The 13,894-nt window shown below is 42.7% G+C and carries 12 protein-coding genes; 5 read left to right on the top strand and 7 right to left on the bottom strand.

The features are described 5' to 3' along the window. Positions 1 to 87: 87 nt before the first annotated feature. Positions 88 to 747: an alpha/beta fold hydrolase gene (locus tag Q0895_RS08200; protein WP_058368597.1), complete on the bottom strand. Its 660-nt coding sequence runs from the start codon at positions 745 to 747 to the stop codon at positions 88 to 90. A gap of 195 nt (positions 748 to 942) precedes the next feature. On the opposite strand from Q0895_RS08200, the gene Q0895_RS08195 reads away from it, so the two are divergent. The 3 genes from Q0895_RS08195 to xseB all read left to right on the top strand — a co-directional run bounded on the left by Q0895_RS08195 (position 943) and on the right by xseB (position 3,375). Beyond that, on the top strand, positions 943 to 1,311 hold the full coding sequence (locus tag Q0895_RS08195) for a hypothetical protein (RefSeq protein ID WP_058368596.1): 369 nt from the start codon (positions 943 to 945) through the stop codon (positions 1,309 to 1,311). A gap of 204 nt (positions 1,312 to 1,515) precedes the next feature. Further along, on the top strand, positions 1,516 to 3,066 hold the full coding sequence (gene xseA / locus Q0895_RS08190; protein WP_299187553.1) for an exodeoxyribonuclease VII large subunit: 1,551 nt from the start codon (positions 1,516 to 1,518) through the stop codon (positions 3,064 to 3,066). Positions 3,067 to 3,129: 63 nt separating this feature from the next. Further along, entirely contained in the window at positions 3,130 to 3,375 is a 246-nt protein-coding gene (gene xseB / locus Q0895_RS08185) for an exodeoxyribonuclease VII small subunit (protein ID WP_058368594.1), read from the top strand. Between the two features lie 7 nt (positions 3,376 to 3,382). On the opposite strand, the gene pncB is transcribed toward xseB, so the two are convergent. The 6 genes from pncB to Q0895_RS08155 all read right to left on the bottom strand — a co-directional run bounded on the left by pncB (position 3,383) and on the right by Q0895_RS08155 (position 11,774). Beyond that, positions 3,383 to 4,609, bottom strand: coding sequence for a nicotinate phosphoribosyltransferase (pncB, locus tag Q0895_RS08180; protein WP_299187545.1), 1,227 nt, complete (start codon positions 4,607 to 4,609; stop codon positions 3,383 to 3,385). A gap of 197 nt (positions 4,610 to 4,806) precedes the next feature. Next, entirely contained in the window at positions 4,807 to 6,120 is a 1,314-nt protein-coding gene (locus Q0895_RS08175; protein WP_299187543.1) for an erythromycin esterase family protein, read from the bottom strand. After that, entirely contained in the window at positions 6,110 to 6,775 is a 666-nt protein-coding gene (locus Q0895_RS08170) for a protein-L-isoaspartate(D-aspartate) O-methyltransferase (RefSeq protein ID WP_299187541.1), read from the bottom strand. The genes Q0895_RS08175 and Q0895_RS08170 overlap by 11 nt, the downstream gene beginning before the upstream one ends. A gap of 181 nt (positions 6,776 to 6,956) precedes the next feature. Continuing rightward, positions 6,957 to 7,904, bottom strand: a complete 948-nt coding sequence (locus Q0895_RS08165) for an ATP-binding cassette domain-containing protein (RefSeq protein WP_075102926.1) — start codon at positions 7,902 to 7,904, stop codon at positions 6,957 to 6,959. Between the two features lie 105 nt (positions 7,905 to 8,009). Further along, the gene (locus Q0895_RS08160; RefSeq protein ID WP_299187539.1) at positions 8,010 to 9,953 is read right to left on the bottom strand and encodes a glycine betaine ABC transporter substrate-binding protein; all 1,944 of its coding nucleotides are present in this window, start codon (positions 9,951 to 9,953) and stop codon (positions 8,010 to 8,012) included. Between the two features lie 342 nt (positions 9,954 to 10,295). Further along, on the bottom strand, positions 10,296 to 11,774 hold the full coding sequence (locus tag Q0895_RS08155) for a coniferyl aldehyde dehydrogenase (protein WP_299187537.1): 1,479 nt from the start codon (positions 11,772 to 11,774) through the stop codon (positions 10,296 to 10,298). Positions 11,775 to 12,066: 292 nt separating this feature from the next. On the opposite strand from Q0895_RS08155, the gene Q0895_RS08150 reads away from it, so the two are divergent. After that, the gene (locus Q0895_RS08150; protein WP_299187716.1) at positions 12,067 to 12,921 is read left to right on the top strand and encodes an octanoyltransferase; all 855 of its coding nucleotides are present in this window, start codon (positions 12,067 to 12,069) and stop codon (positions 12,919 to 12,921) included. A gap of 235 nt (positions 12,922 to 13,156) precedes the next feature. Beyond that, positions 13,157 to 13,687, top strand: coding sequence for an inorganic diphosphatase (locus Q0895_RS08145; protein ID WP_058368059.1), 531 nt, complete (start codon positions 13,157 to 13,159; stop codon positions 13,685 to 13,687). Positions 13,688 to 13,894: the final 207 nt, after the last annotated feature.

The following is a 13,894-nucleotide window of genomic DNA, read 5'->3' as shown; positions in this document are numbered from 1 at the left end:
GTTAACTCTGCTTCCCCATAACGCAGGAAAACTGAGAACCAGTTATAATTAATAGTCATGCTAATAAATAAAACTATTAGGTAAAATCTATGTACCACTCCCAAAGCTGTGCTCTTCTAACAAACCCTTAAGCTCAGACAAACGCCCGTGAAAAAAATGACCTGCGCCATCTACCACACTGACGCTAATACCTAAGCGTTCAGCAAATGCCTGCATGTTTTGAGGCTCAATCACCTCATCAGCATTACCATAAATCTCAAAGGTTTTATCAGCAGGCAAATCTAGATCGCTGCTGTCGTTCTTTTCCACTGACGGTGCGATAAGGGCGATTTTTGCAACTTCAAAATCACTCAACCCCCAAATATGAGAGGCCTCAAGTACTTGCTCAGCGACCCGCGCCGTCACATAGCCACCAAAAGAGAAACCACCAAGCCATAGCTTACGTGCAGAGCTTTGTTCTGCAATCCATTGTAACACGGTCATTGCATCTACTACTTCACCATCGGCATAATCATGTTCACCGGTCGACTGCCCAACACCGCGAAAGTTAAAACGCACTACATGCATACCGTTGTCACGAGCAAAACGATACATAGTCGTGACCACTTTATTGTTCATCGTACCGTCAAAAAGTGGATTAGGATGGCAAAGCAGCGCCACTGTATCGGTATCTGGATCATTAGGGTTATCTTGTTGCCATAGTGCGTCAACTTCAAGTACACCAGCTGGAGCAGGAATCAATTGCATAGACTTACTTATTAATTAAGAATAGATATGTTAATTATCCTAGATATGATTTATATTTCAAGTGATTTGCTGTGTACTGTTGATGTTTGTTTGACTCTTGCTTGTTATAATCAATTGTTTTGAGTGATTAATGAATTTTCGTGCTTAACGTATAGAAAACGTATAAAAACAACGTATAAAAACTGGGAATAATTTATGAATACTTTTAATAAAACCATACTATTAACGGCTACTGTCACCGCCGCCCTCGCCCTAAGCGCTTGTCAAAGTACGCCTTCATCACCTGTCATTCAGCGTGCCAACTCTATTTATGAGACGACTGGTATTGCAGATACAAAAGTGAAAGCGCAGCAAAATGCGATAGACAGCGCGCAAAAGACTTGCAAGAGTAAGCAAGTGATTATCGTGGATGACAAAGTGACGTATAACGGTATCTTGGATGAGCGTACTGGTCGTATGGTTGGACAAGCTGGTGCGGTTATCGGCTCAATCTTCGGCACTGGTACGCCAGATTTGTCCCGTAGCGACGATTATGAGTACAAGATCAACTTTCGTTGCCAGTAATTATCAGTGATTGCCAATAAGTCTATAACAAACAAAATAGATTAATTGCAGTATCACTGTCCTCTCTTTTTGTATGTCCGTTTTTGGGTTAAACTATCGTGTTAAATGTTTAACCCCACCTTATTTAGTCTAAAAAATTAATTTATAAACAAACAGACTACAGACACCCAGCTCTTAATCTCTTCTTACCTTTGGTTTCTTATTATGCGCAAACCCAATCTCTCAAATACTAAACAAGCGAAAGTATTGGCACCGGCCAAGGATTTGGCGACATTGGAAGCTGAACTCGCTGAGCAAGAAAACAGTCCTGAAGTCAATTTAGAAGACACTGTTCTGCGGCTTAGCGATTATCTATCAGCAGTTGAGATGGTCATCAAACAAACCTTTAATCATCGTGTGTGGGTAAAAGCAGAGATTCGCAACCTGTCTAGCAAAGGCGGACATTATTACTTTGAGCTGGCAGAAAAAGACGACGATGGCAAAGTTATTGCCAGCTGCCGTGGCAACCTATGGCGTTTTAAAGCCGCCCGCGTCTTAGCAAAGTTTGAGCGCGCAACGGGTATGCCACTTGAGCGTGATTTAACGGTACTTCTTAAAGTGTCAGCAGGTTTTCATGCACAATATGGCTTCTCGCTCACTATCGAAGATATTGATCCTAGCTATACATTGGGAGACTTGGCACGGCAATATGCAGAGATGATCGACCGCTTGACCGGTGAAGGTTTGTTGCACCTAAATCAGCAGCTGCCTACGCCATTTGATATCGAGCATGTGCTGGTCATCGCACCCGAAAAGGCCGCAGGGTTGGGAGATTTTCAAGCCGATGCAGATCGCTTAGCCAGTACCGGTGCGTGTCAGTTTCATTACCATCATGCCACCTTTCAGGGCAATCATGCACCAGGCGAGATACGCCAAGCTATCGTCAGCGCCCAACAACAATTTTATGATGCCTATCAGCGTTTGCCAGACTTGTTAGTGATTATTCGTGGCGGCGGCGCTGTTGGTGATTTGGCCTACCTCAATGATTATGAGCTAGCAGCATTGGTGGCTGAGCAGCCTATTCCTGTATGGGTCGGTATCGGTCATGAGCGTGACAAAGTTATCTTAGATGAGGTGGCGCATACCAGCTTTGACACTCCATCAAAAGTAATCGCCGCAATCAGTAGTCATTTAGCCCAACTAGTCACTCAGACTTTGCAATATCAAGCACAAATCAAGCAAGCAGCAAAGCGGCAGTTGAATATAGCTGAACAACAAACGTCACGACAACTGAGCCAAATACAATCGCAAACCATCGGCCAGCTAACCGCACTACAAAAAGACAGTGATTATGCGTGGCAAAGCATTCAGCAAAGCGCCCAGCGCCAAGTAAAGCAAGCAGCAAGACGAACAAGCGAGCTACGCGCGCAGATTCAAGCCTTGGCTTATCAGCAATTAACAATCGCTGCCACTGATAGTAAAGATTATCAAAAAACTGTTATGCAAAGTGCTCAGCAGCGCGTCATACAAGCACAACGTAATAGCGAACATTTACGTGATATTGTACTACTGCACCGTCCGTCTCGCGTACTTAAACAAGGCTATACCATGCTGACTGATGCAAAAGATAAGCAGATATTCACCAGCAGTACGCAGCTTTATCCTGAGCAGACCATTCATATCGTCTTAAAAGATGGTAAAGCAAAAGCACAGATTATTGATATTAAAACTGACAACAAGATGACAGAATCTACTGACACACTAACCGAATCATAAGTCGAATTTTAGTAACTTTTATCTCCCTTTTTTTAACCCTACTTTTGAACATTAGGAAACCTTATGACAACCCCTACTCGCCGACGCAAAAAAGCCGCCCCAAAAACCTTTAAGGCGGCTTACGATATTCTAAAAACCAATGCAGCTGAACTACAACAGCAAGACGAGCCAGACATTGATAATCTGATGACAACGGTAGAAGAGTCGATCGCTGCTTATCGCGTGTGCGAAACCCGTATCAATGCCGTGCAACAAGCACTAGATGCAGCTTTTGCTGAAGAAGAGAAAACAGAGACTAACGATCTTTAGACAGTCGTTATTCTGGCTCATCAACCTCAAAAACTTGGCGCAAATACGCCAGATAGGTATTATTATTGATCATGGTCTTGCCTGGGCTATCAGACAGTTTAGCGACTGGTTGCCCATTGCATTCAACCAGTTTAAGAACGATATTAATTGGTGTGATGCCCATATCATTGGTGAGATTGGTACCAATGCCAAAGCTGGTTTTGATGCGATCTTTAAAGTATTGATGCAGCTCCCATGCCTTATCAAGATTCAGACCGTCACTAAAGGTCAAAATTTTGGTCTTAGGATCTATCTTTAACTTCTTATAATGAGCGATCGCCTTATCACCCCAGATATAAGGGTCTCCGCTATCATGACGCAGGCCATCAAATAGCTTGGCAAAATACAAATCAAAGTCGCGTAAGAATGCATCCATACCAACGACATCTGTTAGAGCAATACCTAAGTCGCCGCGATACTCATGAACCCATGCTTCAAGAGCCGCTTTTTGTGAATCACGAAGACGTACATCTAACGCTTGAAACGCCTGCATAAACTCGTGTGCCATCGTACCGATTGGTGTCATTCCCAGCTCTTTTGCCAAATATACATTAGAGGTACCGCCCACTATCTTTGGGGCAGCCTTGTGTAGAGTCTCAACCACATGCGCTTGCCAAGCTTTGCTAAAACGCCGGCGAGTACCAAAATCAGCGACAATAAAGGGCGGCGTATCATGGCTGTATTGGGCTTGTTCTGCTGCATAGTGATGCAACAAGGCAACTTTTGCATCCAGTCTACGCTGACCTTCTTTAATCACACTAGGATCGGACAACGCATTAAAATACAGCTCATTCACTATTGCTAACACAAACACTTCAAAGAACATCGCTTGTATCATCGGTCCTTCAATATCGATACATAACCTGCCTTTTGTGTCAGTACTTACCGTAATAAATCGACGCTTTAGCTGAAACAGCTCAAGATAATCAACGAAGTCTGAACGAATAAAACGCAACCCTCGTAAATACTCCAACTCTTCTTCTAAAAACCGCAATTCACACAAACTGTCGAGCTGTTGCTCTAGTGACGCTTTAATATCTGCTAGCGGATAAGCGGTGTCTTTATTGTTACGGCAGCGAAAACGATAAACCCCGTGTGTCTGTGGAAACTGATGTAGCATGGCTTGTAACATGGTAAATTTGTACAAATCGTTATCAAGTAACGAGGTAATAATAGGTGCATAGGTAACGGTCATGCTAGGGCCTTAAAAACGCAAAAATAAGAAATAAACGTCACCTAACACTTAAAGCGACATAATAGGTGATCGATAAGCTCAGAACACTTACTGCTCATGAGTCATCAATAAAAGGTCAAGTATAACGAAGTTTGTTGTTTTTTTCAGAACTCGCTATTGATTACAGCAAAATTACTACGATTGGCTAGAGTGTGTCCTCAATAACCAAACGGGAATGTATCAAATGATCCTTCCTCCCGCTGTTTTGGCAACGCTTCAACGGCACGCGTTTTATCAAACCAGATATACTCATCGAACTGGGCTGGCAAAGAGGCATAAAAATAATGACTTTGTAATTCCGTTTCAGGTCTATAAATGACGCCTATCGCTCGCTCTAAACGCTCTGGGAGTAGTTTTTTACGAATATCTTCATGCAATGGATGGCGCAATGGTAAAAGAAAATTGTCAGTAGCAACCTCATGAAAAACACGTTCATAACTGTCAACATGTGATGGTTGTACTTGTTTTATCTCCATGGGTCCGCCCCAGCTAGACGCAGCAGCAACCGTACCATGATCGGTACCAAAACCTATATTGTAGGCTTTGTCACCATATTCTTGGCGCACCAATTGGCCTATATTTAATTCGCCACGTGCACTCATTTGGGTTGCTCGAGCATCACCAAGGTGGGAATTATGTGCCCAAACAACAGCCTTTGATTGAGCGCCTCTAAACTCAAGCACCGCCTGCAATGTTTCAAACATATGTTGATCACGCTGGTTCCATGAGTTGTTTTTGGCATAATACACAGTACGATAATAACGTTCGGCATCGGCTATTAGCTTGGCATTTTGTTTGGCATCAAAAAGTTGTTCACCATTGGTGGCAGAATACTCTAACTCTATCTTGAGTAAATCCTGTAGATTGTTGAGTACTTCTGATTCACAACTTTTATGTTGCTCGGTTATCATCGCACGACTGTATAAAGAAGGATCGTCTTCCCAAGGCATCAGACAGTCGTAGCGCTCTCGGGCAATTTCTGCCGTCTTAGGATCCACTTTTTGTAAATAATCCAATACTCTGTCAATAGAGCTATATAAGCTGTATAAATCTAAACCATAAAAACCTATTTTTTGTTCTGAAGATTCAGTTTTTTTATTATAGTCATGGAGCCAGTGGGTAAATTCAAGCATTGATTTATTTGCCCACATCCAAGTAGGAAACCTAGAAAAAGGTTTATTTTGCCGCAAAGCATCATGCTCTCTACCATGAATATAATGATTAATATGCACCGCATCTGGCCAATCAGCTTCAGCAGTGACAATAGTAAAACCTTTCTTTTCTATAAGCTCCTTGGTTATACGAGCTCGCATTTCATAAAATTCAGCCGTACCATGTGACGCCTCACCAAGCAGTACTACACGACTATCTCCGATACGCTCCATGAGATTATCTAGGTTAACATCATTAATACTCGTAAAATGCTCACTTGATTGACCAATCAATTCAGACAAACTTCTATTAGCTTTCATTGTTTTTCTCCTGCCAACCTGCTACGCCAATAAGAGGTACAAAACGAACACCTCCTAAATCTTCTGTCTCATATTCATTTTCATTGATACGCCGAATACGAACCAGTTTTTGAGAATTCAAAGATGCGCCTACGGGAATGACCATACGCCCGCCGATGGCTAGCTGTTCTTTGAGGGCTTGCGGCGCTTCAGGCCCTCCTGCTGCAACTATAATGGCATCAAAAGTGGCATGATCTACCCAACCAAGTGTCCCATCGCCATGCTTGACCTGAACATTGGTATACCCTAATTCTTTGAGTTTTATCTGAGCAGTATCTGCCAAAGCTTTGTGGCGCTCAATGGTATAAACAGTCTCACAAATCTCCCCAAGCACGGCTGCAGCATATCCCGAACCTGTACCGACTTCAAGTACACGATCATCTGACTTCAATTCAAGGGCCGCCGTCATCAATGCAACAATAAAGGGTTGTGAGATAGTCTGGTTTTCTTCAATAGGTAAAGGTGAATCTCTATAAGCAAATTCGACAAGGTCTGTAGGCGTAAAAGCTTCACGTGGTACCGTACCCAGCGCACGAAGCACCGTTTGATCGTAAATACCGCGAGCCGCAAGTTGGCGATCTATCATTTGCTGTCTTAGCTCTTCAAAATTATCCATGATGATTTCCTTAATTTTCATTTTGGACTATTCAATACCATCGATATCGTCAGCCCTAAATAAAACAGATAAACATACATAACTGAGAAAAATTTATTTGTTGGCTATACGCTTTTTCAAAGACTAAAAAACTGCTTTTAGCTGACTTATATTTTTTAAATTTATAAATGTTTAACCTGCTCTAGGCTTTAGCACTCATAAACTGGGCGACATAGTCGTCGGCTGGATTGTGGCGTAAGTCATGAGGTGTACCCGTTTGCACTAGACGCCCCCCATTTAAGATACTAATACGTTGACCGACTTTTACTGCTTCGTCGATATCATGAGTAATAAAGACAATGGTCTTATTTAGCCGTTTTTGTAGCTCAAGCAGCTGATCCTGCAATTGAGCACGGATAAGTGGATCAAGCGCAGAAAATGCTTCATCCATTAGCAAAATAGGATTGTCCGTTGCCAGCGCGCGCGCCAGCCCAACACGCTGCTGCATACCACCTGACAACTCATCAGGATAGCTGTGCTCTAAATTTGGCAGTCCAACTTCATTAAGCCAGTGCCGAGCAACCTCATGACGCTCGCTTACACTCATTTTACGGACACGCAAACCATAAGCGACGTTTTGCATGACGGTCATATGAGGCACCAAGCCAAAATGCTGGAACACCATGCTAACGGTTTGCTGGCGATAGTGCTGCAACCCTTTATCATCAAGCTCTAATACATTAATCGCAGAAGATGACTTTTCGTTTCCCACTGGTGCTTTATTGATGTCAGTAGTCGTTGCAGTTGACTGAATATCATTGTTAGGTTTTTTGATATTAGCAGGGTTTTTTGCATTAATATTTTTTGTATTGATAGAAGTATCTACCCATATTTTGCCACTGGTTGGATCGATTAAGCGGTTAATATGACGTATCAATGTCGATTTGCCAGAGCCTGACAATCCCATAATACAATGCAGCTCACCCGCTTTAACGTTTAGATTAATATCATATAGCCCAACCGAATAGCCGGTTTGCTCTTTCACCTTAATGCTGTCCATACCCTCAGCCAATAACGTCAATACAGACTGCGCTTGCGTACTATTGGCATTGTAAATCTTGCTGATATTCTCTAATTGGATATGATTCATCATTGCTCTCGCTGTTGGTATTTATTATTGTCGTTACTGTCATTTTTGCTGTTTGTTACACTCAATTTTTAACTGGTTATGTTCACCTTAACGCCAAGCAAACTCCTAACCAATCGGGCGTTTACCTGCGTCAATAGTTTTTTGACGCGCCCGCTTACCTTGACCAAATGCTTGAGTAATACGGTCGATAATAATAGCAACAATGACAATAGCGGTACCTGCTTGCAAGCCTTGGCCGATATTAAGCGTTTGGATAGATTGCAAGACATCTTCGCCAAGACCTGGTGCACCAATCATGGAAGCTAGTACTACCATAGCAAGCGACATCATCACTGCTTGGTTAATCCCCGCCATGATACTAGGCAGTGCTTGCGGTAACTTAATCCAGATAAGCAGCTGCAAATGAGTACTACCAAATGAGCGTCCTGCCTCTATCATCTCGTGATTGACTTGGGTGATACCCAGAGTCGTCAAGCGAATCAGTGGCGGCAGTGCATAAATGACCGTAGCAAATAGCGCAGGCACTTTGCCGATACCGAACAGCATCAGCACTGGAATGAGATAAACAAAACTTGGCATGGTCTGCATCACATCTAGTACAGGAGTCACAACTTTGCGCAGAATCTTACTACCTGACATCGCAATACCAATTGGAATACCAATCACCACCGTAACCAGTACCGATACAATCAGTAGCGCTAAGGTATCGATGAGCGCGCCCCACAGACCAAAAGCACCAATCAAAAATAGCCCCGCACCGCAGGCCAAGGCAAACCATATTTTGCGAACACCAAACCATCCAAGTATCGTCACGAGCGCGATAATGATCCATGGTGGAATAACGGTCAACAGACGTTCGATAGGGAGCAACAAGTAGGTCAGCGCCATCGTACTGATGGTACGAAACACATCACCATAGTTTTGAACAACGTTTGCCAAGGTATTATTCAGCGGAGTCTCAAGTGACCACGAAGGAAAGCTTGATGCTAGACCTGATTGATTGTCACTGCCTGTACTATTGTTAGCAACACCAGTATTAGCAACAGCCGCGCCTGTTAAGCTTATACCTAACTTAGCAGCTAGACGCTTAGCTGCTTCATCAGACAACCACTCTTGCCAAACATTTGGATTATCACGTAAAAACGCTAACGCTTGCTCATCCCCACTACGCTTAGTCTCACTCATCTCTAAGATAGCGCCATTAAGCTCATCAGGGGTAAACTGAATACGTTTATATACCTCAGCCAGCTCGGGATTAGACTCAATAAAAGGCGTCGATACTGCAATACCTAAAGGTGATACCGGAAAGCCAGACACACAATCAGCTGTACCATCAGCTCGTAACAAATCTTGCCAACAAGCGTCATCATGAGCAGGGAACTCTAATGACGCAAAGTCATATTTTGCCATCAAACCCGTAGGCTGCCAGTAATAAAATAGTAGCGGTTTGTGCTGCTCAAATGCAGAGGCAATCTCGGCATCGAGAGCAGCACCGGTTCCGGGATGGGCATTGTTAAAAACACTATCCAAACCCGTATTCTTAAGCAAACGAGTATTAAAAACCTCGCATGCCCAGCCCGATGGACAGTTCATAAAACGTGACTTACCAGGTTCTTCAGGGTCTGGAAATAGCTCAGCATACTTAGGCAAATCTTGATAACTGCGTAGACCTGGGTTTTCTTCTAGGACATATTTAGGAACATACCAACCTTGGGTTGCGCCGCCCTTGAGTGTATCGCCAATGACTGCTACTTTGTTTTGTTCAATGGCTTGTTCCATAATTGGCGAGCGTCCAACCCATTGCTCACCAATGACTTGGATGTCGTTCTGTGACAATGCCGTCTCGAGCGCAGGCCCTGCTCCTGGCACTTCTTCAATTGTACAGTCATAGCCATCTTCAGTGATGTACTTCAGCACACCAGAGATAAACTGACCGCTCTCCCATGTTAGTGCGCCAAATTTGATAGGTGATTGGCAGGCTGCTGACGCCGATATTGGCAGTAACAACGCGCTCATACAAAGTAAACTTAACGCAATCCATTGGCGCATGTTATGTCCTATTTATCGTTATTTTAGCGAGTTATTATTAATGATTTACCAGTCAATTGGGTAGACGCTCATTATTAAAACCAAAGCTTGTTTCTAATCAGAAATATAAATTTACCACAACTACCGTCTAGTAATATTACGAAGTGTAGCGATTTATAGTATTGATGACAAACGCTTACTTATTCATCACTAATGCTTTTTTTGACCAAAAAAAGCTTATTTTGGTAGTACATGCTAATGGTTTTAGCTCTTTTTTTAAAAACTGACTATATTTCAAATAAAAAAATAGCGCCTATGTCAATAGACGCTTTGGTACTTTAAATAATTAAGTTTAAATATTAACTACTTTAACAGCAGAGCCATACCTTTTTTAAATAGCTCACCATAAGGCGGCAACAACAAATTCATACCATTAAGTTTTGATTGTACAAAGACAGGCTTCATATGACTTAAGCGCTCAAACCCTGCTTTACCGTGATAAGCACCCATACCTGAGTGACCTACTCCGCCAAATGGCATATCATGCTGGGCAACATGCAAGATGACCTCGTTAATACAAACACCGCCCGATACCGTATGCGTGCGTACTTTTTCCACATCGCGCTCGTTGTTACCAAATACGTATAATGCTAATGGACGAGGACGCTCGTTAATAAAACGAATGGCATCATCAAGCGTTTCATAATCCATCAATGGCAGAATCGGTGCAAAAATCTCCTCTTGCATCACGTCACTGTCCGTCTCAGGATCAGTGACGACAACCGGAGGCATCAAGCGCGTATCGAGACTTGCCTCAACATCGGTGAGCGGCTGCACACGATCTTCTGGCAGTTTTTGTAGATAACCTGCTACACGCTTAAACTGGTCGTCATTAATAATGTGACTATAGTCTTGATTGTTACCAATATTAGGATAATGTTTTTGCATCCACTCTTTTGCTAAGCTGATAAAGCGCTCGTGATATTGACGCTGAATCAATACATAATCAGGCGCAATGCAAGTTTGACCGGCGTTTAGGGTCTTACCCATCATTACTCGATTGACTGCATTCTCTAAATTCACATCATCGAGTACGATGACTGGCGACTTACCGCCCAGCTCAAGTGTCACTGGCGTTAAGTTCGGTGCGGCGGCTGCCATGACTTTTTTGCCGACCGCAGTAGAGCCAGTATAAAGCAGATGATCAAACGGCAGCTTACTAAAAGCTTCCGCAATATCAACCTCGCCCAATACGACACAGACCATATCGGGTGAAAAATAATGCGCAACTGCTTTAGCAAACGCCTCAGCGAACTTTGGTGCAGCCTCACTCATTTTAATCATTACCCGATTGCCAGCCGTCAATGCATCAATCATCGGTCCTATTGCCAAATACAATGGGTAATTCCATGGCACCATAATACCGACCACGCCTAACGGCTGCGGCTGAATCTCATTATGTGCAGGCATATATAATGCTGAAATAGAAACGCGGCGGGTTTTCATCCATGCTTTGCCATGTTTTTTGGCATGACTGATACCAGTAAAGCTTGGAAACAGCTCTGCAAACTGCGTTTCTGACTCGCTACGATGACCAAAGTCTGCACTGATAGCCTTGGCTAAGTTTTTTTGATTATCGCTTAGTAGCGCTTCTAGATTGTCTAACTGACTCTCACGCGTGGCCCAATCAGTAATAGGCTGATGACGGCTTAAGGTTTGCATGCGCGAAAACTTTTTTTGCAATTGCTCTATCGTTGTAATAGTACTCAGCGGCTTATTAGAGCCGGTTGTTGCTTGATTGATTGTAGCTTGGTCGTCTATAGTCTGGTCATGATCTATCATGTTTCTTCCTTGTCATACACGCTAAAGTGAACGCACCCTAGCCAGTTGCTATTTAATGTAGCGTATCGAGTAGGGAATGAAAAGGTCGATTCACATACTGGCAGGTTTGCATAAACGGTCTATTAAAGTAGCATTTGTCCCTATTTACCTATTTAGGAAAGAAGCATTCGCCTATAGGTTGGGTGATAATAGCAAAAACTGCTAAACTCGCTAGTAACATTATTTATCCTAAGCAAATTGCTTATATGACAATAAGAAGCTGACTCTCATGAAAAATCCCACTATAGAAACCATGCAAACAACCTCACAAGAAACGTCGCAAATAAGCGATATGCTCATTAGTAAGTCGTTATCTTCTGCAGACTATAATGCCACTCACGATGCCATGCTTGAGCGCACACTTGAGCGCATCAATTTGAAAAAAGAGCAAAGCTTACGTACGCCTGATGAGTTATGGATAGTCGATCATAATGATGTCTATACTCTAGGTCAGGCAGGTAAAGAAGAGCATATCTTACAGCATACGGACACACCCATTATCAAGACTGATCGCGGTGGACAAGTGACGTGGCATGGCCATGGACAACTGGTAGTATATTGGCTATTTGACTTACACAGTCTTGGCTGGAGTGTTCGAAATCTGGTATCACATGCTGAACAAGCGATAGAAGATGTCGTTAACGACTGTCTAAAAAGCCTGCCGCCATCGAATAGTAACGATGTTATTAGTGCTCATTCGCGCCGTGATGCACCAGGGGTTTATCTATATGCTGATATGTCTCATGCTCATAATAGAGATACTGACGATGACAAAAACCATCAACCCGTCTCTTCAGCAGGAGATGCCATTATGCTAGGAAAAGTCGCTTCACTAGGTTTTAAGATTAAACACGGTTTTAGTTATCACGGCATTGCGCTTAATTTGGATTGTGACTTGTCGGCGTTTAATGCCATCAACCCTTGCGGTTATGCTGGCATGCAAATGCTGCGATTGGCGGATTTTGTAGCAATGAATAATGATGCAAAGCAAGATCAGCAAATAGGCGCAGCATTGAGTTATGAGCAAATTACCCAAAAGCTTATTGATAACGTCGCCAAACGTCATGCTGGTTTGATCGAATTGCGCCCGATTACTTCTTATAAGTAGCAGCTGTCTTACTACTTTATATTAATTATTTTATGCCAATCTAAAGTATTGAGTCTTATTTTGCATAATATCGTGCCTTCTTAGACTTAAGCTTAACAAGAAAATTTAAGTCAAACTTGCTATACTCGCAGGCGGCACAAATTAGGCGTAGTGATACACATCCTACGCCGCATATCATCCTGTAAACATTTTTAGCCAATCAAGCATTTATAACAAAAGCAAATAGGAGTATTTTATGGCAGATTTCAATAAAATCTTAGACGCAGGCGATGTTGATGGCGGCATTATCAATGTCGTAGTCGAAATCCCAACCGGCAGCAGTCACAAAATTGAATGGAATCGCGAGCTGGCCGTGTTCGAGCTTGATCGTATTGATCCACAGATTTTTGCCAAACCTTGCAACTATGGTTTTATCCCGCAAACCCTTGATGAAGATGGCGATGAGCTTGACGCATTGATTATTACAGAGCAGCCATTAACGACCGGGGTCTTTTTAAAAGCCAAAGTCATTGGTGTGATGAAGTTCGTTGATGATGGCGAAGTGGATGACAAAATCGTCGTCGTACCAGCTGATGATCGTAATAATGGTAACGCTTATAACAGCCTAGAAGATCTACCAGAACAGCTCATCAAGCAATTACACTTCCACTTTAGCCACTATAAAGATCTAAAAAAAGCAGGTACTACCGTGGTCGAATCATGGGGTGACGTTAGCGAAGCGAAAGAAGTCATCAAAGAATCTATCCAGCGCTGGAAAGATATGTAAATTGTCGCTTTAGATAGTCAACAAGCACCATTTAAAATACCGCCATCATCTCTATGACGGCGGTATTTTTTTGTGTAAATTTAGGTCATATTGAAAAACTATCAAGTTATAAAGGTCTTGCCTCATAGTCAGGCTAATATAAAAGAGACATAGCACGCAAGAAAAATTTTCCCAGTCTCGCGTCATAATCTGGTGTATTCAATTGAT

The organism is uncultured Psychrobacter sp. (genome assembly GCF_947495825.1).
In the GTDB taxonomy this organism is placed as follows: Bacteria; Pseudomonadota; Gammaproteobacteria; order Pseudomonadales; family Moraxellaceae; genus Psychrobacter.
This window is presented reverse-complemented; position numbering and strand designations above follow the sequence as displayed.